Raw genomic sequence first — 24,487 nt, 5'->3', positions numbered from 1 at the left:
CAGGCATTTTTCCGTTTATGAAAGTATTAATCATCAAGCTCACCTCCATGGGCGATTTAATGCATGCCTTACCGGCGCTGAGCGATGCGGCCAAAGCCTTTCCCGGCATTGAATTTGACTGGGTGGTGGATGAAGCCTTTGCTGAAGTTCCAAAATGGCATCCCAATGTTCGCAAAGTCATCACCACCTCGCATCGGCGTTGGAAGAAATCCGCCTGGCAAACGTTGACCGGTGGTGAACTACGCCAGTTCTATCGTGAACTGAATCTGGATGATTATGATGCTGTCGTTGATATGCAGAATAATCTGAAAAGCGCGTTGGTCAGTAAGTTACGCCGCGGCCCGGTCTATGGTCTGGATAAACAATCCTGTCGTGAACGACCGGCCCATCTGGCTTATCAATACCCGATAACGGTTAATCCACAGCAACATGCCGTGGATCGGATGCGGCAGATCCTGTCACAGGCACTGGATTATCCACTCCCCAAAACACCCGCCAAATATGCGGCGAATTTCAGTAAATATCCGTTACCGGAGCTCGAGTTTGCCTTACCCGAGCGTTATCTGATGTTTGTGCACAATGCCAGCTGGCTGACCAAGCTCTGGCCGATTAATTTCTGGCAGCAATTGGTTTTACAGGCGCGATCTGAAGGTTATTCCGTATTGTTACCGTGCGGCAATAATGAAGAATATCTGCGTGCTCAACAGATCGCTTCAATTGATGCAATGGCTTTTGCGTTACCACGTTTAGGCCTGAACGATATTGCGGCGATTATGCACCACTCGGCAGGTGCGGTGTGCAGTGATACCGGACTGGCACATCTTGCTGCTGTTGCCGGAACACCAGCGTTAACATTGTATGGTGCGACAGACACAGCGCTGATTGGCACCTATGGCAAACATCAGCAGCATCTGGTCAGTGAGTTTAACTGCGCCCCATGCTATAAACGCAAATGCCCGTTACCCGCCTCACGCAATGGCGAACCAGTGTGTATGACCGAAATGACACCGGAAATGGTTTGGCATGGACTGCAACCACTTTTAGCCGCACAATAACCGCTTTCTCTAATCAATAAATCAAACGTTATGAAAAATGCATTCCCGGATTTTCGGCAGGCCAATGTCGTCGTAATAGGCGATTTGATGCTGGACCGCTTCTATTTTGGTAAAACCAAGCGTATTTCTCCTGAAGCGCCTGTGCCAGTAGTGAATGTTGAGCGATTGGAAGATATTCCGGGCGGTGCCGCCAATGTAGCGATGAATATTGCTTCACTCGGTGCCAACTGCAGTTTGTCAGGCATTACTGGTCAGGATGAAGCCGCGCAGGTGTTAGAAGAGCGACTGCGTTCGGTCAGCATTGAGTGTGCATTTCATCAAACCTCACAACACCCCACCATCATAAAATCCCGCATTATCAGCGCGCATCAGCAACTGCTACGGATGGATTTTGAAAGCCGATTTACCATAGAAAGCGCTGTTGGGATGGCTGACAAAGTCACGCCATTGCTGGTTAATGATGGTGTGATGGTTTTGTCAGATTACGACAAAGGCACGCTGCATGATCCACAGCAATGGATTAACTTGGCGAAAGCCAATGCTATGACCGTGCTGGTCGATCCAAAAGGCAATGATTTCAGTAAATATCGTGGTGCGGATTTAATCACCCCCAATCTCACCGAATTTGAAACGGTGACGGGCGAAATTCAATCAGAAGCCGACCTGATTGAGAAAGCCAAAAAGCTGATTGCCGACTTTGATATTAAAGCGGTATTGATCACCCGTAGTGAACAGGGCATGTCGTTGATCACCAATGACAACAGCGAATTCCATCTACCGGCGATTGCCAAAGAAGTTGCCGATGTCACCGGAGCCGGGGACACCGTGATTGCCACCTTGGCAGCAGCACTGGCCGCCGGACAATCTTTGCAACAAGCCGTGACCTTAGCCAATGTCGCTGCCAGTATTGTGGTCAGCAAACTGGGCACATCCACTGTCAGCGAACCCGAACTGTTTGCCGAATATCAACGTCATCAGGGCACAAATCAAAGTGATCATTCCTTTGCTGGTGCGGTCACCGTTGAACAATTAAAAATTGCGGTTGATCAAGCCAAAAAACGTGGCGAGAAAATTGTCTTTACCAACGGCTGTTTCGATATTCTGCATGCCGGTCATGTCAGCTATCTGCATCAGGCGCGCGCCCAGGGCGATAGATTAATTGTTGCCATTAACTCCGATGAATCGGTCACCAAACTTAAAGGTAAAGGTCGTCCGATTAATACTGCGGATCGCCGTCAGATCGTGTTGGCGGGCCTGGCCGATGTGGATTGGGTTACCGTCTTCGAAGGCGATACTCCGGAAGATCTGCTCAGAAAAATCCAACCGGATATCCTGGTTAAAGGCGGCGACTACGATAAAAAAGGCGTGGTTGGCTGGGAAATCGTTGAAGGCTACGGCGGCGAAGTCAGAGTGATGGGCTTAACCGAAAACTGCTCTACCACGGCGATAGTGAATAAGATTCATCAGGATAGATAACCACAGTAGTAACAAAGCAATTTATCCGCAGATTACGCAGATGGACGCAGATTATTTATTAAGATAAATAGACCACAGAGACACAGAGGGCACAGAGGTTTCAAAGGAATCTATCCGTGGTTTATCAGACAATTTGGTAGGTTGGTTGAATGCAATGAAACCCAACAAATATCGAATATTCAAGCCAAAATGTTGGGTTTCACAAGCTCAACCCAAACTACCTTGCTTAAGCAATATTAAAATTCAAAATATCTGAAAGCTTAGATGTGACTTTTGGTGCATAGATTTGTGACCTTGAAAGCAGATCTGTAATTTGATTTTCTGTAATGACAAAATCAGAATAGCAAACAGCAGAGCCGATGTAACACCAGTCATTCAAATCAGACTGCTTGGGGGTCAAGCTACCATTTCTTGCCCACTGTTCTCTCAGATGCATATCCACTTTTCTTGTTGGCATCATATTTAAAAATCTACAGAAACTTTCTTCGCCTAGTAGCATAAACTTTTCAAGAGGAACACCCAAATACACTAGCTCTTCACTAATTGGTTCAAGGATATCCTTAAATGTGATTGAATAGATTCTCCGTTTTAACTCAGCTTCAGTCATTGTTGAAGCACAGCCTTTCCATTCTTCAAGATGGTCTTTAAATTTGTTATCTGAAGTAAGATCTACCTTAGTAAATAGGTATTCAATTTCACCAGATTTTAGAACACCACTAAGAAATGTAGCCTCGATAATGCTGAAGATGTCGTTTTCAAATTTATTTCTAATATATTCAGGAATATGTTCAGGTTTTGGCCAGACTAATTTTAGATTGAAATATCTACCAAGTGCATGTTCAAAGCCCTTTCCTAAATATTGAAACTCTTCCTTTTTGTTATTCAAATCTAATATTGATACTAAGGCAGAACGAACTTCATGTCTTACGATATTTCTTAGCGCGGCTACAGAAAAGCCTTGTGATAGTGTCCTCATGACAGAAGCTAATCTTTGCCTACGATTTGGATCCGAGTGCTTAAGTGTTTCGTAATAGTGTGAGATCGATAGAGGAAAAACGGCACACCCTGAGTTACTTAATATATTCATGTGCTCAAGAGCTTCCGATGTTCCGTCCTTTGCAGGCTTACCATTGACACATTTTGCTATTTCTATCCAATGCAACTGATCCAAATAAACTATCTTCAATGTACATAAACTCCTTGCCAGTTATCCGAACGTCTCAATAAATGACACACTTTAACGTGTCTATCGACTAAGGCGAGAATTAGATTACTCGTTAGGATGGGAAGTATGGGATCAGTATTTAAACTTGATTCTGCCAAGCTACACTCATTCAATTCGAGTCAACCGCAAACTCCCATCTGATGGTAATAGGATACGGTAGACTTGGCGTGCACCAGGCGTAAGGGTGGTTTCTTGTGATGCAGCTATATTTGGACAGAGGCCACCCCCAGTTTCTAATCGAAAAAAATGTTGCCCTGCGGGCACGTGAATTGTGATTTTTTCCCCATGACGAATGGCAAACACCTTTACGTTATCAACATACATATCATGACTGCATCCCGCACCAGAGAAGCCCTTGTCTCGGAGAAAAATAATTGTTGCATCACCAGCGGATTCTGCCGGTCCAAGATAGGATGGGTGATAAATTCTGTCTGGGTCGACTGGTGAAGCGCTTTGTTGCGTGACGGGCGTAGTAGAACATGCGCTCAACAACAACGTGCCCATTAGCATAGCTGTTTTTAACAATATGACAGCCTTAAAACAGCTTTTTAATGAGCTCTGTAGCCTGATAATAAATGGTAACTTGAACGACTTGTAATTATTCAACATTGCAACGATCCCTGATAAGTAATTGAAATAGAACTTCTATAGTTGGCTAACTATAACTGTAATAATTAATCGTGAATCATAACGATGAAAGGTCATGGATCTTCGCAAAAGTCGCCAAAAAATAATCCATCTATTGATAAATACTAAATCTGCGTCCATCAGCGTAATCTGCGGATAAATATTTATATCCCCAAAAACCTCCGTGCCCTCTGTGTCTCTGTGGTTAATTACTTATCAAAAGCCACAATAGCCTTAGCCACATTGTCTGCCAAATGTACTGGATTAATCGTGCCAACCACCACACTGGCCACCGCTGGATTAGCAAAGATCATTTCAAAGCTGGCAGTGACGCTGTCTTTTGTCGTATTGGCAGGCAAATGCCCACTGGCAAAGGCTTTTTTGATAAATACCGATTTGTTTTTATTAGCCGCCGCATCTAACACGGCCTGTTCATCTTGATAGGCGAGGTTATGGGTGACCATGGCGATATCAGCTTGATCCAATGTCAGCAGACCGCCTTCAACGGTTTTGGTGGACATACCGGCGGCCAAAATCAAGCCTTGTTGCTTGAGTTTATTTAAGGTTTCCAATGCTTTGTAATGTTCAATGACCGGCACATCGTTTCCATCAGAGTGGATCAATACAATCTCAATTTGATCACGATTGAGGCGTTTTAAACTGTTTTCAACGCTGCGTTTGAGGCCATCGGCTGAAAAATCAAAAGACGATTCACCGGTGTTGCTATTAAACAATTCACCGGCTTTAGAGCAGATAATCCAGTCGTGCGGTAGTTGTGGTAATAACTCGCCAAGACGTTGTTCACTGCTGCCGTAGGCTGGGGCGGTATCAATCAGATTGATGCCCAGATCCCAGGCTTGTTGCAGCAAGGCGAGGGCGGCTTGATCATCAGGAATGGTAAACGCTTCGGGGTATTTAACGCCTTTATCGCGTCCCAGTTTGACGGTGCCGAGTCCCAGTACCGAAACAACCAGCCCTGTACCTGGAATGGTTTTTTTAGGCAGCTTGTTCATTTTATGAATGCCCGATCCCAGAGTGGTTCGGCCAGTTGTGCTAACGGCAAAATATGCTGCTCTGGATGGGATGTTTTTTGCACATTTTGTTTTGCCAGCGCTTCGATAACTTTATCGGCTAGATCGGGGGAGAGCGCCAATTTGGTCGGCCAGGCAATATGCAGATTGTTATGGCTGCTGACATAGGCGCTATCGGGACGTGCAAAACCGCTTTGTTTGGGTTCGGCGCGATTGACGTTATGCGTCGTCCATTCCAGTTCCGGCAGGGTAAACCACGGCAGGATTTGTTTAAGTAAAGCGCGTGCTTCCTCAATCAAACTATCAGGATCTTTGCCGACACCTTCTTCCGCAATATTACCGCCGAGGTACCAGACGATATTGCCGGTTTTATCCGGATGGCTGCTGATGGTGGCGATCGGTTTGCTGCCACTGCCAAGACCATGAGCATAAATTTGCGGTAAAGGATCATCCGGATCTTTGGCTTTGCAGAGCAGCATTTGCAACGGCCGTTTCTGCATTTTGGGTCGGGTCAGTTGCAGGCTTTTTAACAGTTCACCCGTGCCTTCACCGGAAGTCAGTACAAACTGCTGGGCCTGAATTTCCAGTTCTTCACCAAAGTGCATGGCAGTGATATTGCCATCCTGCTTGATCCACTCCGGTTCTATGTCTGGTGTCTTTAAAATCGTTGCGGCATAAGGCTTGATTAAGGCTTTAAGCAAACTGCCGACATCCAGTACCGGTTCATCCAACTGGTATAACGCACCTTTAAAACCTGCATCGGCAAACAAGCCGCTACGTTCGGATTTGGGGATATTCTGCATACGGCTTTGCAACGCCTTGCTGGCAAAAAAAGACACCATTTTGGAAGACAGGCTTTGCGTGGACCAGAGCAATTGATGTTCGGTAAACACGTTAACGTCGGATAAATCAATTTCGCCATTGCCTTGCAGACAGGATTTCCAGCGGGCGGGCATACCGCTGATGGTTTGTGCGGCGTTGGATAAAAAGCCGTTTAACGCATATTTGCTACCGCCATGGATAATGCCTTGAGCACTCAGCGTTTGGGCATGACCGATTTTCTGGTTTTCCAGTAACAGACAGTGATAACCCAACTGGCTCAGCCGGTTATGTAGCCATAATCCGGCAATGCCGGCGCCAACTATAACGACGTCTGCTGTGATGATTTTTTGACTCATGCTTTGCTGAGTTTCTCGTCCAGTGCTTCACATAACCAATGGCCAATCAGGATATGGCCTTCCTGCACCCGGGCTGTTTCTGTGTCGGCGACACAGACACAATGATCAGCTATGGCTTTCAGTTGTCCGCCACTTTGGCCAGTAAAGGCAATGGTTGCACAACCGGCTTTTTTGGCAGTATTAATGCCGTTAATCACATTGGCACTGTTACCGGAAGTCGATAAACCAATCGCCACATCGCCGGGTCGGGCCAGCGCCTGAATTTGCCGATCAAATACGGTTTCAAAACTGTAGTCATTGCTGTGTGCTGTCAGAATCGATGTGTCGGTGGTCAGCGCAATCGCGGCCAGCGGTCTGCGATCTTCTTTATAACGAATCACAAACTCCGCGGCCAGATGCTGGGCATCAGAAGCGCTGCCCCCATTACCGAAGAACAATACTTTATTGTCATTCAGCACGCAGTCGCTGATAAGATCCAGTAAATCATTTAATTGAGGCTCCATTTCAAACAAGCTTTCAATCATCTTTTGGTGGCGTTGCAAGGTGGATTTAAATGACACGGCTTACCTCATTTCGGCTCTGGTGGTAGTATTTATGGTTTCCTGCAAACAGTGTAACAAAACGCTGTGCGCGTTCGCACAACTCACTGCTTGGCATAGCCTTTAGATGGCCTTAATGAAAAAGAATTCCTGTTATTTGCGACAAGATTTGGCACAGGCATGGGCCGATAAACCGGTGTTTGATGTTGTAGCCAATATCGAAGGTGATATCTTTCGTGATAAGGAAGGTCGCCGGACCTTGCGCTTTGAGCTGAATGGCCGCTCGTATTTTCTAAAATATCATCAAGGTGTCGGCTGGGCAGAAATCATCAAAAATTTGTTGCAGCTGCGTTTGCCGATCATCAGTGCGCGTAATGAATGGCAGGCGATTCATTTTCTGGAAAAGTACGGCATCGAAACCATGACGCTGGCGGGTTATGGCGAAAAGGGAATTAATCCGGCGACATTACGTTCGTTTGTGATCTCCGATGATTTAATCAATACCATGAGCCTGGAATACGTTGGTGAGCAGTGGCAACAGCGTCCACCAAGCTTTGCCACCAAGCAGGCTTTGATTCGCAAGCTGGCCAATATGGCGGGCACCATGCATAAAAACGGCATGAATCATCGTGATTTTTATCTGTGTCACTTTCTGCTGGATGAACGATTTGCCGAGCACAATACCTTTGATGACAATACGCCGGTTTATCTGATTGATTTGCACCGTGCGACTATTAGACACAAAACACCGAAACGCTGGCAGATAAAAGATTTGGGAAGCCTGTATTTTTCGGCTTCCAGAGTACCTTTGACTAAACGGGACAAATTACGTTTTATGCAGATTTATTCAGGATTGCCGCTGCGGACATTGCTGAAAGAGCAGGGCGATTTATGGCGTGAAGTTGAACGTCGCGCGCAGAAGTTGCTGGCGGAATAATGGTCATGTTGACTGCTCAAAGTTTATTAAAAGAATTACCTGCCGCTTTTCCAATTGAGTTAGAACTGGGCGGCACAAAATATCAAATTCTGTCGGTATTACGTTTTCTGGCCGGGCGGCGAATTGTTTTACATGCCAGCAACGATAGTGGCGAATTTGTGCTCAAGTTGTTTGCTGCCCAAGGTAAAGGTCAGCAGGAATATCAACACGAACTGACAGCGCATCAACATTGCAGCCAAGCCGATATCGCCGTCGCGCTGATTTTGCAGCATGCCGATGATCAGCAGGGCGTTAGTTTTATCGTCTATGCCTTTTTGCCCAAAGCGGTGACATTGAATGCTTTGTCAGAAGAAGCGTTTCCGCTAACGGCCTTATTTGATTTGTTTGGCCGTTGCCATCAAAACCAGTGCTATCAGCAGGATCCGCATCTGGATAATTTTGTGTTTTCCAATAACACTTTGTATCTATTGGATTTAGCTTCAGTGGTTTGTCCGAAAAAACCGCTAAAAATGGCGACCTGCCTGAATAATCTGGCACGGTTGATGGCACAGTTTCCTCTGGAACAGCAGGAGTGGTTGTTGAATGGCTTGCCCGCTTATTTCGCTGCGCGAAATATGGTGCTGGATCCTATTGTTGAGCAACAATTACTCGGTAAGATCAAAAAAGCTCGCGACTATCGACAAGCACATTATCTGAAAAAGCAGTTTAGATCCTGCACCATGACCCGTTATCAAAAATCACTGATGCTCGAGGCGGCATGGCGTGGCAATTTATCTTCCGCTTTAGCAGAGCAGCCGCTAACGGTATTAAATCAAGCCATGCAGGATGGGATTTCTCTGAAAAAAGGCAACTCTGCTACCGTTGTCAAAAGAGAGCTGGCGGGACAGCAAGTGGTGATTAAACGCTATAACATGAAAACGCCTTGGCATTTTTTACGACGTTGTCTGCGGAAAAGTCGCGCCAATGTGTCCTGGTACAATGCCAATCTGCTGGAATTTCTGGGTATTGCTACACCACAACCTCTGGGCTTTGTTGAACAGCGGTTTTTCGGGCTGCGGCATAAAGCCTATTTTATCTGTGAGCATATTGCCGGACGTTCGTTAGCGGACCTTTCTGACTCGGAAATTCAGCAACCGCAGATGCTGCAGCAAATCAGCGATTTATTTGAGCAATTACGTCTGCATCATATTTATCATGGTGATTTAAAAGCCAGCAATTGGCTGGTTGATAATCAGAAAAAAATCTGGCTGATTGATTTGGACGCGATGCAGCAAATCACAAAAACCGGTTTCAAGCGTTTGCATAAACAGGATCAGCAGCGATTTTTACGCAATTGGCCGGTAGGCGAAACTCGTCACCTGTTAACCAAAGCGATCAAAGCATAAGGCAACAACACAGTGTTAAACGGAACGCATTTATGAAGCTGGCAGTATGCCTGTATAAATATTTTGCCTATGGCGGCCTGGCGCGTGATTTCCGGCGAATTCTGGAAATTCGCCGTGATGCCGGAGATGAAATCGATGTGTATTACATTGAATGGCAAGGCGATCCCATTCCCGGTTTTAACCAAATTCCGATTAAGGTTTCAGGGCTAACCAATCATGCCAAAGTAAGGGATTTTTATAATAAATCGCGGCCATTAATCGCCGCAGGAAATTACGATCTGGTGATTGGCTTTAACAAAATGCCGGGACTGGATTTGTATTACGCTGCTGACCCTTGTTATCTGGCGCGGGTCAGACAAGAATCAAGCTATATCATCAAACAGTTTTTTGGCCGGGTAAGATTCTACGAAGCTTGGGAGAGAGCTGTATTTGGCCCGCAAAGCCACACCGTATCGATGATGATCTCATCGGTACAGCGCAAACTGTTTGAACAGTATTATCAGACACCACCTGAAAGGCTGGTTGATCTGCCACCCGGTATCGATCCGGATCGCGTACGGCCCGATGACTGGCAGATGCAACGTCAGCAATTTCGCCAACAGTTATCGTTAAATGATGATGACTTTTTACTGTTGATGATAGGCTCCGGTTTTAAACGCAAAGGCGCTGATTTTGCCATTGAAGCCATGGCCGCTTTACCACAGGCTTTACGTGAAAAAACACATTTATATGTGGTAGGTGAGGATAATGCCAAACCTTTTGAACAACTTGCGCACAAGCTTGATGTCGCTGAGCGAACTCATTTTATGGGTGGACGCGATGATGTATCGAAATGGCTGCTGTCGGCCGATGTGTTTTTACACCCGGCGCGTTCAGAAAATACCGGTACCGTGATTCTTGAAGCTATGGTGGCCGGGCTGCCCAGTATGGTCAGTAGTGCCTGTGGTTATGCCAATTTTGTTAGAGATTCAAACGGCGGTGAATGTATTGACCAGCCGGAAGATACGTCAGCGTTTACCCAACAGCTGATCAAAATGCTCGATAAACCACGCCTGCAACAGCTGTCACAAAATGCCTTGGATTATGCCGCCACACATGATTTGTATAGCATGCCGCAGCATGCTGCTGCACTCGTGGAAATGTTAGCTAAAAAAATAAGCAAATAAAATCACTAGATAATTAAACAAAAATGTTAAATACATGAAATCAGTTAAAAGAATAGCCATCGTTCCTTTCCCTGCTCTTGGTGATGTCACAATTTGTTTACGGTTAGCCCAACACCTGACTAATAGTGGTTACGAAGTTACGCTGTTTGCAAATTTAATTACTTCAGCAACATTAAACTTCCCTTGGCTTACGCTTGGGAATTTGCCTAATGATCCTGAGAATTTAATATCAACGTATGATCTGATCCTTCTGGATGTCTTGTCGCCGTGGGTAAAAAAGCATTTAGTGGATTTAGAAGCTTCGAAAAATATATTACTTTTCACATCAAAGAATTATTCTAAAAGCCTTCCAACTAAAACTTTTTCAAATAAAGATTTAATTTCTCAATCATCAGGTACTTTTACTAATCGTCCACTTTGTTTAGATAAAAACAGCACCAAAAGTATGGTTGACTGGGTTGATGAGTATGGGCTGGAGGTATTAGGGGTTAAAGCCGATTCATCGTTACCTGCAGTTACTTTCCATCAGCCAAAGCAAGTTAAAAATTTAGTGGTGGTCTTTCCAACTACGCCAAATCCTAAAAAGAACTTTTCTATCAAAGGCTTTAATAAACTTGCAAACCAGCTAGTGAGCATGGGGTTTCAAGTAGAAGTTATTGTTATGCCCCATGAAAAAGAATTGTTAGAAGATAAGTTTGGGACAATAAACGTTAAAACATTTCAGGAAATCGCACATTTAATAGAATATCTGCGATCAGCTAAAGTGGTGATTAGCAATGATTCAGGTGGAGGACACCTTGCAGCAATGCTAGGTATCCCCACAATAACCATTACCCGTAAAAATAAAAACTTCGTATGGCGTCCAGGTTATAACCTGGGAAATGTCGTTTCACCAATTATTACTCTGAAATTTGGTGGCGAACACATCTGGCGACCATTTATTTCAATTAAAAAAATTGAAAGCATCACCAAAAAAATTATGCGTAATAGTTAAACTTTGGTGATCAGAATATCTTCCATCACCAGATATTGCAGATCGGAACCGAAGAACATATTCAACGCATCCGTTGGGCTGCAAACCATCGGTTCGCCACGACGATTCAATGAGGTATTCAGCACCACCGCATTGCCGGTCAGTTTTTCCATTTCTTCAATCAGTTCGTAATAACGTGCATTGGTCGATCGGGTGACAATCTGAGCACGGGCAGTACCATCTTCATGAACGACTTCCGGAATCCGTGATTTCCAGCTTTCCGCCACATCAAAGGTAAACGTCATATATGGGCTTGGATGCTCGGTCTGCAGAATTTCCGGCGCTACTCTATCCAGCATACTTGGGCAGAACGGGCGCCAGCGTTCACGATATTTAATCTGTGCGTTAATACGATCAGCAACACCAGAATGGTTTGGTGAACCCAAAATGCTTCGATTACCCAATGCACGCGGTCCAAACTCCATACGACCCTGAAACCAGGCAACTGGATTACCATCGGCTAGAATTTTTGCCGTGTCCCCACAAACATCATTTAGATATTGCCAGCTGACAGGTTGAGTATAACGTTCACAAGCATCAATACATTGTTGAGTGGTATAGGATGGACCAAGATAAACATGCTCCATTTTCTCGACTGGTACACCAGCCAGTTGTGAAGCATAACTGGCCGCACCAATCGCCGTACCCGCATCACTGGAAGCAGGTTGTACAAACAGTTCTTTGACGCCGGGCATGGCAATAATGCGCTGGTTAAGTTTGACGTTTAAAGCCACACCACCGGCATAAGCCACTTTACCTGTTTCACGAATAATATCGCCCAGGTAATAATCAATCAGATGCAAAGCACATTTTTCCAGCAATGCCTGGATGCTGGCGGCATAATCGATGTAAGGCTCGTCTTTTTCATCACCTTCACGCATTGGGCCTAACCATTCAATGAGTTCAGGGCTGAAAAAATAACCTTTGCCACCTTTTTTATAACGGCGGAAACCCACGGTATTCACTAATTTGGTATTGACCTTGAATTCGCCGTTTTCACAATAAATCAAACGTGAAAAATCAAAACGGTTCGGATCGCCATAAGGCGCCATGCCCATAACCTTGAATTCGCCATCAAGCATTTCAAAACCGAGATATTCAGTCATCGCACCATAAACGCCGCCGAGTGAATCCGGGTCATAAAACTCTTTGATTTTGTGAATTTTGCCGTTTTCGCCATAACCAAAAAACGTTGTGGCGTATTCACCTTTACCATCAATGCCGATAATCGCGGTTTTTTCTTGAAAACCACTCAGATGATAAGCGCTGCTGGCATGGGCCAGATGGTGTTCAACCGGGACAAATTTGACGCGTTTGGAATCAATCCCTAAATCATCAAGCAGTTTCATCACGTTTTTGTGATTACGCCAGTAACGACGATTACCAGAGAATAAAGCAGTTAATGCTCTGTCAGGCGCGTACCAGTGACGTTTGGCGTAATGCCAGCGAGCAGGTGATTGCAGGCCAATCTGCGCATAAGGAAACGCGACAATATCGATTTCATCGGGACGGATACCTGCTTGCTCAAGGCAGTATCTGGTGGCTTCATAAGCCATCTTTCCCTTGGCATGTTTGTCACGGAGGAAGCGCTCTTCTTCTGCAGCCGCCACGAGTTTTCCATCAATATATAAAGCAGCTGAGGCGTCGTGATTTACCGCGCCGGAAAGGCCTAAAACAATCATAAATTATCTTCGAGTTGCGTAAAAATATTGTTCAGTATATCAAGCGTAGAGGGCGTGAACCATTTAACCTTTCAGTTTGCCAGGATTAATCGGAGTAAAGCCTTGCGGGGAGATCTGAAAACCATTTTTACGAGCTTGCTCGATATCGATTTGCACCAATTTATCCAGTGAAGTCCATGCTGCTGGTGCATCACGCAGATTTTTGGGTAACCAGCGATTCGATTTCCAGTTCATGAAGTGGAGATACATAAATTCCCTGTTATCTCTATCATTGGTTAGATGACCATCTTTCCAGAACCATTGCTGTGGATGCTCTGAGCTTCCATCAATCCACTTAATTGGTGAGAGAACGGTACTAAACTGTTCTTTATATAAAACCCGCCTTTGATAGCGTGAGCTGTATGACCATAATTTTCGGAGCCACAAAGGATGATTTTTATGGCGGACAAACAGCTTGGAAAATTTTGATTCATCTAATCCGATATGTTCGTCCATTTCCATTAACTTTTGCCAATCTGGGATTTTTCGAAAAGCTTGTCGGTTTTGCTCGGTATTCCTAAATAGACTGAAGTGTCCAGAAAGACGACGGTTATGGGTTCCTATTACATCATATCTATCAAGCATTTCATCGGTAATAAATTGACGAATCTGTCCGTATATTATGTCTATATCACCGTAGGCATAAAAATCATAACTATCAATCTCATCTTGATGTACGAATCCATATGCAGGTCGAACATCACATAGTTTGAAAGGGGCTGGTGACGAAAAATTTATTCCTAACCGTTCGCTTATAAGTTTTTTGTAGTCAAGGAAACTTATATTAACAAACCGTACATTACGTGGACTTTTTTCTGGAATTTGGCAATCAGTATAAAACAACCAATCAATGTCGGGATTATGCATGCAGCTTAACAAATATAACTCGAACCATTCTGGCCATTGACCAAAATATGGAATGATTTTGATGATCTTTTGGTGTTGCATTGTTCAATTAAGTCCAAACTAAAAAATTAATACTTTGCACTTCCAGTATTCGACATTATGTGAAACATACTGTTGTTCTATGAACATAAAGTTCTATGTCTAGCTTATGAAAGTCCAACGGGGGATTATGCTGTATAATTTGGGGATTTCCAACAAAGCAAATTAGATGGCAAAACGAGATATTTCTGTCCTTCAACTGCATCAAGGTTACAACATAAAGCCGATTGATGTAGCTGACCTCGCGGAACAGGTAATCAAAGCACTTCCACCTGAAAAATTCGCTACCACAACTTTATTTGTTACAGGTAAACCCCAACCCGGCGAAAAAGAGAGCTGTGCGGAAAGAACCATCTATCTCGATTTGCCAAAAAAAAATCTTAGGGGTTTGAGGCTGCGAGCTCTCTACGAATTATTTAAGATCTTTAGAAGAGAACACTTTGATGTTGTAATTTGCAACCGATTCAAACCTACCTCTTTAATGGTCTGGTTACATTTGCTTATTGGCCGACCTAAATGTGTTTCGGTTGTGCACATCCTTAGTGATTATCGGCCATTTATGCGAAGATTGATGGTCAGGTTAATTGCACATAAATGGCATTTTGTTGCAGTTTCAGAATCAGTTCGACAAGGACTTTTTGCGCTTAATTGCGGTTTTAATGAACGCAATGTCACAGTTGTAGAAAATGCGATCGATTCCCAACAGATGCTATCGCTGCTCTATCCAGCAGACGTTTCCAGAAAAACACTCGACTTGCCAACGGCAAAGACCATTGTGGGCACGATAGGAAGGCTTGATAAGCGTAAAGGCCATATCGACCTGATAAGAGGTTTTGCCAAGATCCATCAGCAGTTCCCCGATGTCTTAATAGCAATTATTGGTGAAGGTAAAGAACGTAAAACACTAGAAGCTGAAATTGCGAGTCTAGGATTATCAGGGAAAGTATTTCTTTTAGGTAACGTAGATGGAGCCGCTCGTTATGTAAAGGCTTTTGATATTTGGATTATGCCTTCTCATAGTGAAGGTCTGCCGCTGGCATTAATGGAAGCGATGACGGCAAAACTTCCCATACTGACGACATCAATTCCCTCTATGGATTACATTGTTCGTCCGGCTGGCGGCAAGTGTTTTGAGGTTCAAAACCCTGATGATTTAGCAAAAGTGCTGAGTGATTGTTTGAAGTTAACTCCAGAACAAAGAGCAGAATTAGGAGATCAGTCCTTTAAATACTTACAGACCCACTTCTCTTTACAACGTTATCGAAATGAGTACCAATCTCTAATCGAGAGACTTTTGAATGACCGTTAGAACCTATTTCAGTTGGATGCTGGCATTATTTGTGACATCTTTTTTAGTGTTACCTACCAGTAAAATGGTGAACAATTTTTATTACATCTTCATTGCCATTCCTGGGCTTTATCTTTTACTGAGAAACTATAAATTACTTAAGCCAATAAATTCAACGGAATGGATTTTTTTGATTTTATGCTCGGTCATTACCTTTTATTCCGCTTTTTATCATACTAGGGCAATCATTCATGCCCTATATGTTCTGGTATTTGTTTATTCAATATCTCGCTTTGTAGACCCAAACTTTTTCAGCAGTAAAACCTTTGCCAGAATGTTGTTCTGGGGGGGGCTGCTTTACACTGCTGCCTGCGCTATTTCCTTTTATTTAATTGGCAACGAACCATTCGGGACTCGTCTGAATCCCGGTATATCAAGACTCTACAGTCCTATTCAGATCAGTATGTTTATTAGTTGTAGCTTGTTTATAGTTGGTCCGCACTGGATTAAAAATAGAAACCTTTGGGAAGGGCTCATTGGTTTTGTTTTGGCATTTTTGGCCATTACTTTAATCCTCCAGAGTCGCACTGGTCTTGTCGGGATGGGAGTATGGAATGCTTTTATGTTGATCTGTATGGTAAGAGGTTTCGGTTATAAAGGACTGATATTTCTGGTTGCAGGTTTACTGACATTATTGGTTATATCGATTCCAATGTTTGATTTGGCTGGCCAATCTACCGAACTGATTGAGCGTGGTGATTCGCATCGTTTGGCTATCTGGAATGGCTACCTGTTAGCGTGGCGAGACTGTGGAATATTGCTGGGGTGTGGTTTTCCAGAAACACCCTCCCCACACTTGGTATGGCAGCCTGATGGAAGTGAGGTATTTATCACTCACAATATACTTGTGAATTTACTTTATCACTTTGGTATTGTGCCATTAATGATGTTTTCTATCATGATTCTTAGTGTTTTAAATATAGCATGGCAGCAAAAAAACTGGTGGGGTGGATTTCTTTTTGCCGGGGTTTTCACCTTGATGCTGGATAGTAACAGTATTATCAATAATCCTGATGAAGTTTGGTTAATGCTGTGGTTACCTTTTGCTTTAATTCTGGCTGAAGAATGGCAAAGCAAAAGAGAAACTATTAAAAAGACTATAAACTGGTCAGGCACCCCAATTGTCGATGCAAACTAATTTATTTCAATAGTTCTGAGTGATCAGATTTAAGTATCTGACTGAAAAATGTATGTTTTGCTGATTCATCAGAAAAATAGTTTTCAAGTCGTTGCTGAGTTAAACTTTTGGGCTTATTCTCACCATTTGCCAGCTCAGCAATCTTATCGGCAAGCTCATCTGCATCTCCAAGTTTAAATAATAAACCTGTATCACCTACAACCTCTGGTGCACCACCACAATCTGAACTGATAATCGGCAGGTTTGCTGCCATAGCTTCTAATAGAACCATACCAAACGGTTCGTGATCTGATGCTAAAACGAAACAGTCGAAAGCATTGAAATACTGTCTTGCTAAAGGAATTTTGCCGAGTAACAACACATTATTTTCAATGCCCAATGAATGGATTAATTTTTTGAGCTCGTTTTCAAGTCGGCCTGTACCAATCATGACCAATAGCGACTGTTCTGGTAATCTTTCAAGCGCTAAGGCAAATCCCCGAATCAAAGTTTTGGGATCCTTATCAGGGTGCAGCCTGCCAACACTTCCTACTACCCATGCGGTGTCCGATAATTTCAATGCCTCCCTGGCCAGACTACGGGGTAGGAGTTCATTTCGAACTTTTTCAACATCAAGGTGATTATAGAAAGTGACAATTTGCTCTGCTGGCCAGTGAGATAAATTAAGCCGAATTTCATCTCGAACTGCATTCGATACAGCCAGAATTGTAACTCGATGTTGGAAACGATTGATCATCCAGCGCCTGCTGGCACGGTCAAAGTCCCCAAAGCTATGCCGGATACTATAAATCGGTAATTTTGTAGCTAATAAACCTACGTAAGCAGATTTAGCCCGGTGCGCGATACAAAACTCAAAAGGATATTGTTTTGCAATTTGGTGAATTTCACGAATAACTTGAAGTTTTAAGCCCCGTAGTTTTTTGCTGGAGTGTCCCAGAAAAATGACTTCATCCGAATCTGCTGCTTTTGCAACAGCATCGTCTGGTTCACCTGTCATAAATACAGTTACTATCCGATATTTTGTCCCTTTAAATATCGCGGAAAATTGACGGGCACAATCAAGAAATGGATCATAATAACAGTGACAAATTTGAAGAATGTAGGTCGTATCGTCATTATCAATAGAGATGTTTTCTTCAATATCCGTCATTACTTATTCACCATTTAGTAACCTTGCCACATTTTAATCCCTTACTCTTTTTATTTTAAGGTGATGATAAAAATCAATTTGTTAAAATCATTTTGGTTATGGTGGCAGAAGAAATATCCTGCATACATTTGTGATGACCTAACGGACAAGTCCGCTGAAAACAGGGGCTACACTCAATAGGAATCTGCACCAGTTGGGCATTATCAGAGAGCGGTGGGGTAAAGGCTGGCGATGTCGGGCCGTAAATCGCGATTAAAGGTTTATTGAGTGCAGCAGCAATATGCATTAAGCCGGAATCATTACTGACAACCTGATCGGCTGTGGCAATTAAATCTATGGCTTCGCCCAGTTTGGTTTTGCCACATAGATTCACAACATTCTGTTTATCGGTTATACCTGCAACGATCTGTTCACCTACCGCTGTATCGGCTTTAGAGCCCATAATCAAAACTTGCCAGCCTTGCTGCGTAAGCTGCTCACCCAGCTCTGCGTAATGAGTCGCTGGCCATTGTTTTGCTGGGCCAAATTCAGCGCCCGGACATAAAACCAGACGTTTCTGATTTGGCGATTTAACTGGAGCCAGTTCATTGGATACAGCTTCGGCAATCATTTTTGGGGGAAAATATTCCGGTGCAATATGTGCCTGACTGGCCGGGTGTGCCAGCGATACAAAACGTTGCACCATTAACGGTAAAGCTTGTTTATTGAGTTTGCGAGGATCATTAAGCAATCCATAACGCATTTCGCCAAGCCAGCCGGTGCGAGTTGGTATTTGGGCAAACCAGGGAATAAGCGCCGATTTCCAGGAGTTCGGCAGCACAATAGACTGATCATATTTTTTATGCCGCAAGCCCAGACCTATTTGCCGCCGTTGTTTCCAGCCAAACACACCATGGGTTACCGGCATGCTAATCGCTTCGCGGATTTCAGGCATACGCGCCAGTAAGGGACGGGTCCATTCCGGCGCCAGCACATCAATATTGCCATCGGGATAACGCTGCTTAAGCGCAGCGAATAAAGACTGCGCCATCACCATATCACCGACCCAGGAGGGCCCGATGACCAATATATCGTGTTTAGCTGGCATTAATGCAGCGTGCTATGCGCCAGATAAATAAACACCACCCCTGCAGCAATCAAGGAGATTTGCTGGAATGTTTCGGAAGGCTTTACTTTGCTGTGCAGGCCCGGAATTAAATCGGCCACAGCGATATAAATAAAGCTGGAAGCCGCAACAACCAGGATATACGGCAGAATGTGCTGCATATCAGCCAACAGGAAGTAAGCGGCTACAGCACCGACTACCGTTGCCAGACTGGAAAGCATATTGAAATAAAGTGCTTTGCGCCGTGAGTAACCACTGTGCAACAAGATGACAAAGTCACCCAGTTCCTGGGGGATCTCATGTGCAGCAATCGCCAATGCGGTGACAATCCCCAGATGTACATCCGTTAAAAATGCGGCGGCAATCAACACACCATCAACAAAGTTGTGAATGGCATCGCCAATCAAAATTAAAGCGCCAGCGGCTTTTTTGGTATCTTCCTGATGATGGTGGTGATGGTGATCCTCACCTAGTTCTGGAATATTTTCATGACCATGATGGCTGTGGCAGTGACGCCATAACACCATTTTTTCCAACAGGAAAAAACTCAATAAACCAATCAGTAATGTCAGCCCGATATTATGTGGATCAACCACAAATTCGTGCTCAATCGCATGCGGTAGCAAACCCAGGAAGGAGGCACCAAGCAAGGCTCCAATGGCAAAACTGACCAGATGTGGCACTGCGTGTTGGCGAGTATTGGTGGGTAATAGCAGAAAACTTGACGCAATTATTACGCTTAGCAGCCCCCCCAGAATACTGAAAATGATAATCCAGATTAATAAGTCCATATGCACCTGACCGACAAAAATAATGCGCAAATCATACCTTATTCAGCTGCTATCCATATCAGTGATGCCATTCGCCCGGTAACACCATCGCGGCGAAACGAGAAAAAACGCTGTTTTTCAGTGAAGGTACAATTTTCCCCTCCATAGATTGCAGTTACGCCTTGCGCAATCAGGCGTTGTCTGGCGAGTAGATAAATATCTGCCAAATAACGATCGGTATGTGTTGAGATAAAAGCCGATTCAGCTGCAGCATCCATTACCACAAATCCAGCTTTAACTTCCGGCCCAACTTCAAAAGCCTGTGGGCCAATCGCAGGGCCCAGCCAGACAATGATCTCTGATGATGGCGCTTTGAACTGGGCCAATGTGTTTTCAATAATGCCGTTTTTTAAACCACGCCAGCCAGCGTGAACAGCAGCCACCTGGGTACCTGATTTATCCGTTATTAATAATGGTAAACAATCTGCTGTCATTACCGTGCAGACAGTGTCTGGTGAATCACTGATAATGGCATCGGCTTCAATATCGGCTTGCCAAAGGTTTGCATCGATAACGTCGGTGCTATGGGTTTGCTTAAGCCATAACGGCTCGGCTGGTAATAAAGCCTTTTCAAATAGTCTCTGTCGGTTAGCCGTTACCACCTCCGGATTATCGCCAACATGATCGCCCAAATTTAACGAAAAATAGGGACCCGTGCTCTGTCCACCGTTTCGAGTGGTGGTAATTGCTCTAATATGTTTTGGAGCAGGCCAGTTTACTTCGAGAAATAATTCAGCCATCACTACGCGGTACATGCAGGTAATCACGCCAGGCGGCAAACAGGTTTTCATCGCTGGCTGCACAGGTTGAACGGGGAGTTAAACTGCGGCTGAACACCGGCTCATTATCCAAGGTACAGGCAAATGCACCAGCTTCCTGAATAACCAGCTGCGCTGCAGCATAATCCCAAATTTGCTGCCGTCCATGCAAATACAATTGGGCACGTCCCGCAGCCAGCCAACATAGCTCCAAGGCAATTGAGCCAAGACTGCGTTGTGACCCATAAGGCTTTTCTTCAACCAGTCGTTGAGAAAGGGATATGGGTAAACGTTTGAAATCTATGATGGCCAATGTCTGATTAAGTGCAAGCCCGGAAATTTCAGCTTTTAATCGCTGACCATTAAGCCATGCTCCTGCACCTTTTTTTGCCGCAAAACACTCATTCATTACTGGGTCATAAACCAACCCAAGCGTTACTTCGCCCTTTTCAATAAGGGCAAGGGAAATGGAAAAGAAAGGCATGCCGGCGGCAAAATTACTGGTGCCGTCTATTGGATCGAGACACCAAAGTGCGTCATTACTGTCGAGTAATTCAGCTTGTTGAAGGGCGGTCATTTCCTCGCCCAGCAATTTGATATCCGGGAAATCCCGCTGCAAAACCTCAGTGATGGTCTGCTGCATCAATTTATCTGCAACGGTAACCACGCTGCCATCATGTTTATACTGACGGCTGACAGTATTGAATAATGGCATCAAATGCTGCTGAACTGTGTCAGTCAGGCAGTTTTGAAGTTTGGCGAGGTCGGTATCCATGGCAAAAAGTATATCAGCCATTTAAGGTTTATTATTCAAACTCTGTGATGCAGTCTGTAAACTGCTGATTCATTTTGTCAGTTGAAGCTTGTTTATGCGTGTTTCCCGTTTTTATTGCGCGTCTCTAGTGCCTGCCAATTCACCAATGCAGTTGCCAGATGAGGTTTTCCGCCATGCCGTGCAGGTACTTCGCATGAAGCCTGGTGCTTTATTGAATTTATTTGATGGGCAGGGCCTGGAATATCAGGCGCAGCTGGAGCAGGTTGATAAGCGTCAGGCAACCGTCAGCCTTAAACAGCAAATACACACAGATAACGAGTCTCAATTAGATATCCTGTTGATGCAGGGTATTTCAAGAGGTGAACGGATGGATTACGCCATACAGAAAGCGGTTGAGCTTGGCGTGAAACGTATTATGCCGGTGGTGACCGAGCGCTGTAATGTGCAACTTTCCGGGGATCGTGCCGAGAAAAGAATAAATCATTGGCAAGGTGTCATTATCAGTGCCTGTGAGCAAAGCGGCAGAAGTTATTTGCCTGAGTTATTGCCCATCACGTCAATAGATGCCGCTTTGGAAAATGTGAACGATGCCTGCAAGCTGGTGTTGGATCCAGAGGCGATAAAAAGTTTTTCCAGTATAAAAAAAGCCCAGCAGATCGCTTTACTGATTGGTCCCGAAGGTGGCCTGAGTGAAATAGAGGTACAACGGGCAAATGATGCGGGGTTCACCGGTATTACATTAGGGCCGAGAATTCTGAGAACCGAAACCGCTTCTGCAGCAGCATTAGCGATGGTGCAGGCTGGCTGGGGAGATATCGCGTGAATGATAGTACCATTGTGTTGTTGATTCTGGCGGTCATAGGCTGGATATGGTGGGACAGCCGCGGCGTTGCGGAACATGCCAGCAAGGTTGCCAGTCAATATTGTCAGTCGATGGGAGTGAGTTTTCTCAACGATACCGTGGCCTGGCAAAAAATCCGTCTCAAACGAGGTTCGACCGGCAGAATGCAATTAGAACGTACTTATTTTTTTGAGTTTGCCAGTGATATGCAACAACGTTATCGTGGTGAAATCGTTATGTTGGGCAAACGCGTCAAAACGATCCAACTGGATCCGCACCGTTACAGTTAAGTCATCAGAGGTAGAAGGTATGACCACCAAACTTGCATTAGTCGTTGATGATTCTCGTGTTGCCCGCATGATGCTTTGCAAACTGTTGCAATCTTCTGGATTTTCAGTGGTTGAGCAGGGTAGCGCTGATGAAGCCTTGTTCTGGCTGGAAACCAGTGATCAAACGCCATTAATCATTTTTATGGATTTGATGATGCCGGGCATGGATGGTCTGACAGCAACCCGTCAGATAAAAAACGATGCCCGCTGGCAATCCATTCCGGTGGTTCTTTGCACAAGTAATGACAGTGAAGCGGATAAACTGTCTGCACACGACAGTGGTGTATTGGCTTTATTGTCCAAACCACCTGAAGCGCAACAACTACAATCGATTTTAGCTGCCTTATCATCACCATCAGTGACCACAGAAGAAAAACAACCCTCTGTAGCCGAGCCTTTACAGCCTGTTGAAATTCCCTCAATTCCGTCCATAGAGGAAATTACAGCTGAGGTTGAGCAATCATTATTACCAAGCTGGTTACAACAAGCTCAACAGCAAACAGAGCAGCGTAGTCAGCAGATTGCAGAAAATATCGCCAGGCAGTTGATTGATGAAAAACTGGATGGATTAGCGGCAAGGCTGTCTACTGAGATAAGTCAGCAGATCAGTGGTGAAGTGCAGGAAAAGGTTCAGCATCAACTCAATACGCAAACGGAACAAATGCAGACGGTATTGCTGGAAAAAGCCTCTGATGCCGCTGAAACAGCAATGCAAAACCTGAATCAGTCCAATCACTGGCAACAGCAAGTAACTGCTCAAACCGAGCGCTGGTTGGCCAGTCAGCAACACACGATTGAACAACAACTGGTGACGGCACTGCAACCCAGCATTGAAACAGCAATAGCCGAGCAGCTGTCCGCAATGCCTGACTCGGTCGATCCAATGACCGAAACTCTCAAGCAGGAACTGGCTCAACTGCTGTTACAGCAAAATCAGCTGATTAAGCGGCAGCGTATTACCAATGCTTTATTAATGATCGCGCTGGCGGCGGGTGTATTAGCGTTGTTACAAATCAATTTATTCTGATTTGACGAATTAGTAAAACAATGACGATTCAACAGGCTTTGCAATGGGCCAGATTGCAACTGGTCGCGAGTCAAACGCTGCGACAGGATATTGAAAGTCTGTTATGTCATGTATTGCAGTGCGCACCATCACGATTGATCAGTTATCCGGAACAACAACTTACATCACCCGAGCAACAGAACTTTGTTTCACTGGTGGAGCAGCGCCGGCAAGGCACTCCGATTGCCCACTTGACCGGCAGCCGAGGCTTCTGGTCATTGGATATTGAGGTCAATCAGCATACCCTGATCCCACGACCTGACACCGAGTTACTGGTGTCACTGGCTCTGGAAAAAATTCAGCCGGGAATGTGTATTGCCGATCTTGGAACCGGCAGTGGGGCTATTGCATTGGCAATTAAAGCGGAATGTCATGATATCTGGATGCTGGCAACGGATTATTCTCAGCCGGCCTTGATGCAGGCTAAACAGAATGCGGTAAAAAACCATCTAGACATACATTTTGTTCGCGGCCAATGGTTAGATGCCATACAGCCTGAAGCTCTGGACATCATTATTTCCAATCCACCTTATATTCGTTCAGATGACCCTCATTTAACCGATGGCGATTTACGCTTTGAACCCTTGACAGCATTAGCTTCCGGGGCTGATGGTCTGGATGATATCCGGCAGCTGGTCCATCAATCATCGCGGGTAATAAAGTCGAACGGCTGGTTAATGATAGAGCATGGTTATGATCAGTCGCAGGCCGTTCAAGCATTGTTCCAGCAAGCAGGCTTTAGTGAGATACAGGCTTTTCAGGATTATGGTCAGCAGGATCGCGTGGTCATTGGCAAACGCTCCGTAAGCCGCGAATTCAGGTAATATAC

General features: G+C 44.7%; 24 protein-coding genes. 12 read left to right on the top strand and 12 right to left on the bottom strand.

All coding sequences use genetic code 11. The annotated features are described in order from the left end of the window. Nucleotides 1-17 precede the first annotated feature (17 nt). Complete coding sequence (waaC, locus tag B4F66_RS04340) at nucleotides 18-1,055, top strand: lipopolysaccharide heptosyltransferase I (RefSeq protein ID WP_292356099.1); 1,038 nt, start codon at nucleotides 18-20, stop codon at nucleotides 1,053-1,055. 30 nt (nucleotides 1,056-1,085) lie between these two features. Further along, nucleotides 1,086-2,531 carry a bifunctional D-glycero-beta-D-manno-heptose-7-phosphate kinase/D-glycero-beta-D-manno-heptose 1-phosphate adenylyltransferase HldE gene (hldE, locus tag B4F66_RS04335; protein WP_292356100.1) on the top strand — a complete coding sequence of 482 codons (1,446 nt, stop codon included), beginning with the start codon at nucleotides 1,086-1,088 and terminating at the stop codon, nucleotides 2,529-2,531. A gap of 226 nt (nucleotides 2,532-2,757) precedes the next feature. Here the strand turns inward: hldE and B4F66_RS04330 are convergent, their stop codons facing one another. The 5 genes from B4F66_RS04330 to B4F66_RS04310 form a co-directional block, all read right to left on the bottom strand. Beyond that, entirely contained in the window at nucleotides 2,758-3,717 is a 960-nt protein-coding gene (locus B4F66_RS04330; RefSeq protein ID WP_292356101.1) for a hypothetical protein, read from the bottom strand. Between the two features lie 144 nt (nucleotides 3,718-3,861). Beyond that, complete coding sequence (locus tag B4F66_RS04325; protein ID WP_292356102.1) at nucleotides 3,862-4,365, bottom strand: hypothetical protein; 504 nt, start codon at nucleotides 4,363-4,365, stop codon at nucleotides 3,862-3,864. 227 nt (nucleotides 4,366-4,592) lie between these two features. Continuing rightward, nucleotides 4,593-5,396 (bottom strand): aldo/keto reductase, encoded by an 804-nt coding sequence (locus B4F66_RS04320; RefSeq protein ID WP_292356103.1) that lies wholly within the window; start codon nucleotides 5,394-5,396, stop codon nucleotides 4,593-4,595. Next, nucleotides 5,393-6,592, bottom strand: coding sequence for an FAD-dependent oxidoreductase (locus B4F66_RS04315; protein WP_292356104.1), 1,200 nt, complete (start codon nucleotides 6,590-6,592; stop codon nucleotides 5,393-5,395). Before B4F66_RS04315 ends, B4F66_RS04320 begins: the two co-directional genes overlap by 4 nt. Beyond that, nucleotides 6,589-7,152: a D-sedoheptulose-7-phosphate isomerase gene (locus tag B4F66_RS04310; RefSeq protein ID WP_292356105.1), complete on the bottom strand. Its 564-nt coding sequence runs from the start codon at nucleotides 7,150-7,152 to the stop codon at nucleotides 6,589-6,591. The genes B4F66_RS04315 and B4F66_RS04310 overlap by 4 nt, the downstream gene beginning before the upstream one ends. A gap of 115 nt (nucleotides 7,153-7,267) precedes the next feature. Here B4F66_RS04310 and rfaP point away from each other — a divergent pair, with 115 nt between their 5' ends. From rfaP to B4F66_RS04290, 4 genes are read left to right on the top strand one after another with little or no spacing between them, the layout of a single operon-like run. Continuing rightward, on the top strand, nucleotides 7,268-8,068 hold the full coding sequence (gene rfaP / locus B4F66_RS04305) for a lipopolysaccharide core heptose(I) kinase RfaP (protein WP_292356106.1): 801 nt from the start codon (nucleotides 7,268-7,270) through the stop codon (nucleotides 8,066-8,068). Between the two features lie 5 nt (nucleotides 8,069-8,073). Further along, a complete protein-coding gene (locus B4F66_RS04300) occupies nucleotides 8,074-9,453 on the top strand; it encodes a lipopolysaccharide kinase InaA family protein (RefSeq protein ID WP_292356107.1) in 1,380 nt (459 codons plus the stop codon). A 32-nt stretch (nucleotides 9,454-9,485) separates the two neighbouring features. Further along, nucleotides 9,486-10,619, top strand: a complete 1,134-nt coding sequence (locus B4F66_RS04295; protein ID WP_292356108.1) for a glycosyltransferase family 4 protein — start codon at nucleotides 9,486-9,488, stop codon at nucleotides 10,617-10,619. 34 nt (nucleotides 10,620-10,653) lie between these two features. Further along, entirely contained in the window at nucleotides 10,654-11,613 is a 960-nt protein-coding gene (locus B4F66_RS04290; protein ID WP_292356109.1) for a glycosyltransferase family 9 protein, read from the top strand. Here the strand turns inward: B4F66_RS04290 and B4F66_RS04285 are convergent. After that, a complete protein-coding gene (locus B4F66_RS04285) occupies nucleotides 11,610-13,334 on the bottom strand; it encodes a carbamoyltransferase family protein (RefSeq protein WP_292356110.1) in 1,725 nt (574 codons plus the stop codon). The two genes, B4F66_RS04290 and B4F66_RS04285, sit on opposite strands and share 4 nt — an antisense overlap. Before the next feature lie 63 nt (nucleotides 13,335-13,397). Beyond that, nucleotides 13,398-14,321: a DUF6625 family protein gene (locus tag B4F66_RS04280; RefSeq protein WP_292356111.1), complete on the bottom strand. Its 924-nt coding sequence runs from the start codon at nucleotides 14,319-14,321 to the stop codon at nucleotides 13,398-13,400. A 166-nt stretch (nucleotides 14,322-14,487) separates the two neighbouring features. Here B4F66_RS04280 and B4F66_RS04275 point away from each other — a divergent pair, with 166 nt between their 5' ends. Beyond that, nucleotides 14,488-15,627, top strand: coding sequence for a glycosyltransferase (locus B4F66_RS04275; RefSeq protein WP_292356112.1), 1,140 nt, complete (start codon nucleotides 14,488-14,490; stop codon nucleotides 15,625-15,627). Further along, a complete protein-coding gene (locus tag B4F66_RS04270) occupies nucleotides 15,617-16,804 on the top strand; it encodes an O-antigen ligase family protein (RefSeq protein ID WP_292356113.1) in 1,188 nt (395 codons plus the stop codon). Before B4F66_RS04275 ends, B4F66_RS04270 begins: the two co-directional genes overlap by 11 nt. Nucleotide 16,805: 1 nt before the next feature. On the opposite strand, the gene B4F66_RS04265 is transcribed toward B4F66_RS04270, so the two are convergent. From B4F66_RS04265 to B4F66_RS04245, 5 genes are all read right to left on the bottom strand, one after another. After that, the gene (locus tag B4F66_RS04265) at nucleotides 16,806-17,954 is read right to left on the bottom strand and encodes a glycosyltransferase (RefSeq protein WP_292356115.1); all 1,149 of its coding nucleotides are present in this window, start codon (nucleotides 17,952-17,954) and stop codon (nucleotides 16,806-16,808) included. 73 nt (nucleotides 17,955-18,027) lie between these two features. After that, on the bottom strand, nucleotides 18,028-19,041 hold the full coding sequence (gene waaF / locus B4F66_RS04260) for a lipopolysaccharide heptosyltransferase II (RefSeq protein ID WP_292356117.1): 1,014 nt from the start codon (nucleotides 19,039-19,041) through the stop codon (nucleotides 18,028-18,030). Continuing rightward, on the bottom strand, nucleotides 19,041-19,850 hold the full coding sequence (locus tag B4F66_RS04255; RefSeq protein ID WP_292356328.1) for a ZIP family metal transporter: 810 nt from the start codon (nucleotides 19,848-19,850) through the stop codon (nucleotides 19,041-19,043). Before B4F66_RS04255 ends, waaF begins: the two co-directional genes overlap by 1 nt. A 38-nt stretch (nucleotides 19,851-19,888) precedes the next feature. After that, entirely contained in the window at nucleotides 19,889-20,644 is a 756-nt protein-coding gene (pgeF, locus tag B4F66_RS04250; protein WP_292356330.1) for a peptidoglycan editing factor PgeF, read from the bottom strand. Further along, on the bottom strand, nucleotides 20,622-21,443 hold the full coding sequence (locus B4F66_RS04245; RefSeq protein WP_292356118.1) for an inositol monophosphatase family protein: 822 nt from the start codon (nucleotides 21,441-21,443) through the stop codon (nucleotides 20,622-20,624). The genes pgeF and B4F66_RS04245 overlap by 23 nt, the downstream gene beginning before the upstream one ends. Nucleotides 21,444-21,516: 73 nt before the next feature. On the opposite strand from B4F66_RS04245, the gene B4F66_RS04240 reads away from it, so the two are divergent. The 4 genes from B4F66_RS04240 to prmC are packed head-to-tail and all read left to right on the top strand — an operon-like array spanning nucleotide 21,517 to nucleotide 24,482. Then, nucleotides 21,517-22,245, top strand: coding sequence for a 16S rRNA (uracil(1498)-N(3))-methyltransferase (locus tag B4F66_RS04240; RefSeq protein ID WP_292356120.1), 729 nt, complete (start codon nucleotides 21,517-21,519; stop codon nucleotides 22,243-22,245). Further along, nucleotides 22,242-22,553 carry a DUF3301 domain-containing protein gene (locus B4F66_RS04235; protein WP_292356121.1) on the top strand — a complete coding sequence of 104 codons (312 nt, stop codon included), beginning with the start codon at nucleotides 22,242-22,244 and terminating at the stop codon, nucleotides 22,551-22,553. The genes B4F66_RS04240 and B4F66_RS04235 overlap by 4 nt, the downstream gene beginning before the upstream one ends. Nucleotides 22,554-22,572: 19 nt before the next feature. Further along, nucleotides 22,573-23,619: a response regulator gene (locus B4F66_RS04230; RefSeq protein WP_292356122.1), complete on the top strand. Its 1,047-nt coding sequence runs from the start codon at nucleotides 22,573-22,575 to the stop codon at nucleotides 23,617-23,619. Between the two features lie 20 nt (nucleotides 23,620-23,639). Further along, nucleotides 23,640-24,482 (top strand): peptide chain release factor N(5)-glutamine methyltransferase, encoded by an 843-nt coding sequence (gene prmC, locus B4F66_RS04225; RefSeq protein WP_292356124.1) that lies wholly within the window; start codon nucleotides 23,640-23,642, stop codon nucleotides 24,480-24,482. The last annotated feature ends 5 nt before the right edge of the window (nucleotides 24,483-24,487 follow it).

Origin of the sequence: Methylophaga sp. UBA3603 (genome assembly GCF_002375335.1) — a bacterium.
In the GTDB taxonomy this organism is placed as follows: Bacteria; Pseudomonadota; Gammaproteobacteria; order Nitrosococcales; family Methylophagaceae; genus Methylophaga.
Note: the sequence above shows the minus strand (reverse complement) of the source record. Positions and strands in the feature narration are given on the sequence as shown.

Excerpts from the sequence above, each read along its gene's own strand:
- B4F66_RS04265 (WP_292356115.1), bottom strand. The coding sequence starts at position 17,954 with ATGACGGATATTGAAGAAAACATCTCTATTGATAATGACGATACGACC.
- prmC (WP_292356124.1), top strand. The coding sequence starts at position 23,640 with ATGACGATTCAACAGGCTTTGCAATGGGCCAGATTGCAACTGGTCGCG.
- B4F66_RS04315 (WP_292356104.1), bottom strand. The coding sequence starts at position 6,592 with ATGAGTCAAAAAATCATCACAGCAGACGTCGTTATAGTTGGCGCCGGC.
- B4F66_RS04275 (WP_292356112.1), top strand. The coding sequence starts at position 14,488 with ATGGCAAAACGAGATATTTCTGTCCTTCAACTGCATCAAGGTTACAAC.
- B4F66_RS04285 (WP_292356110.1), bottom strand. The coding sequence starts at position 13,334 with ATGATTGTTTTAGGCCTTTCCGGCGCGGTAAATCACGACGCCTCAGCT.
- B4F66_RS04245 (WP_292356118.1), bottom strand. The coding sequence starts at position 21,443 with ATGGCTGATATACTTTTTGCCATGGATACCGACCTCGCCAAACTTCAA.
- B4F66_RS04325 (WP_292356102.1), bottom strand. The coding sequence starts at position 4,365 with ATGTTGAATAATTACAAGTCGTTCAAGTTACCATTTATTATCAGGCTA.
- pgeF (WP_292356330.1), bottom strand. The coding sequence starts at position 20,644 with ATGTACCGCGTAGTGATGGCTGAATTATTTCTCGAAGTAAACTGGCCT.
- waaC (WP_292356099.1), top strand. The coding sequence starts at position 18 with ATGAAAGTATTAATCATCAAGCTCACCTCCATGGGCGATTTAATGCAT.
- B4F66_RS04255 (WP_292356328.1), bottom strand. The coding sequence starts at position 19,850 with ATGGACTTATTAATCTGGATTATCATTTTCAGTATTCTGGGGGGGCTG.
- B4F66_RS04295 (WP_292356108.1), top strand. The coding sequence starts at position 9,486 with ATGAAGCTGGCAGTATGCCTGTATAAATATTTTGCCTATGGCGGCCTG.
- hldE (WP_292356100.1), top strand. The coding sequence starts at position 1,086 with ATGAAAAATGCATTCCCGGATTTTCGGCAGGCCAATGTCGTCGTAATA.
- B4F66_RS04240 (WP_292356120.1), top strand. The coding sequence starts at position 21,517 with ATGCGTGTTTCCCGTTTTTATTGCGCGTCTCTAGTGCCTGCCAATTCA.
- B4F66_RS04230 (WP_292356122.1), top strand. The coding sequence starts at position 22,573 with ATGACCACCAAACTTGCATTAGTCGTTGATGATTCTCGTGTTGCCCGC.
- B4F66_RS04270 (WP_292356113.1), top strand. The coding sequence starts at position 15,617 with ATGACCGTTAGAACCTATTTCAGTTGGATGCTGGCATTATTTGTGACA.
- B4F66_RS04320 (WP_292356103.1), bottom strand. The coding sequence starts at position 5,396 with ATGAACAAGCTGCCTAAAAAAACCATTCCAGGTACAGGGCTGGTTGTT.
- rfaP (WP_292356106.1), top strand. The coding sequence starts at position 7,268 with ATGAAAAAGAATTCCTGTTATTTGCGACAAGATTTGGCACAGGCATGG.
- waaF (WP_292356117.1), bottom strand. The coding sequence starts at position 19,041 with ATGCCAGCTAAACACGATATATTGGTCATCGGGCCCTCCTGGGTCGGT.
- B4F66_RS04290 (WP_292356109.1), top strand. The coding sequence starts at position 10,654 with ATGAAATCAGTTAAAAGAATAGCCATCGTTCCTTTCCCTGCTCTTGGT.
- B4F66_RS04300 (WP_292356107.1), top strand. The coding sequence starts at position 8,074 with ATGTTGACTGCTCAAAGTTTATTAAAAGAATTACCTGCCGCTTTTCCA.
- B4F66_RS04280 (WP_292356111.1), bottom strand. The coding sequence starts at position 14,321 with ATGCAACACCAAAAGATCATCAAAATCATTCCATATTTTGGTCAATGG.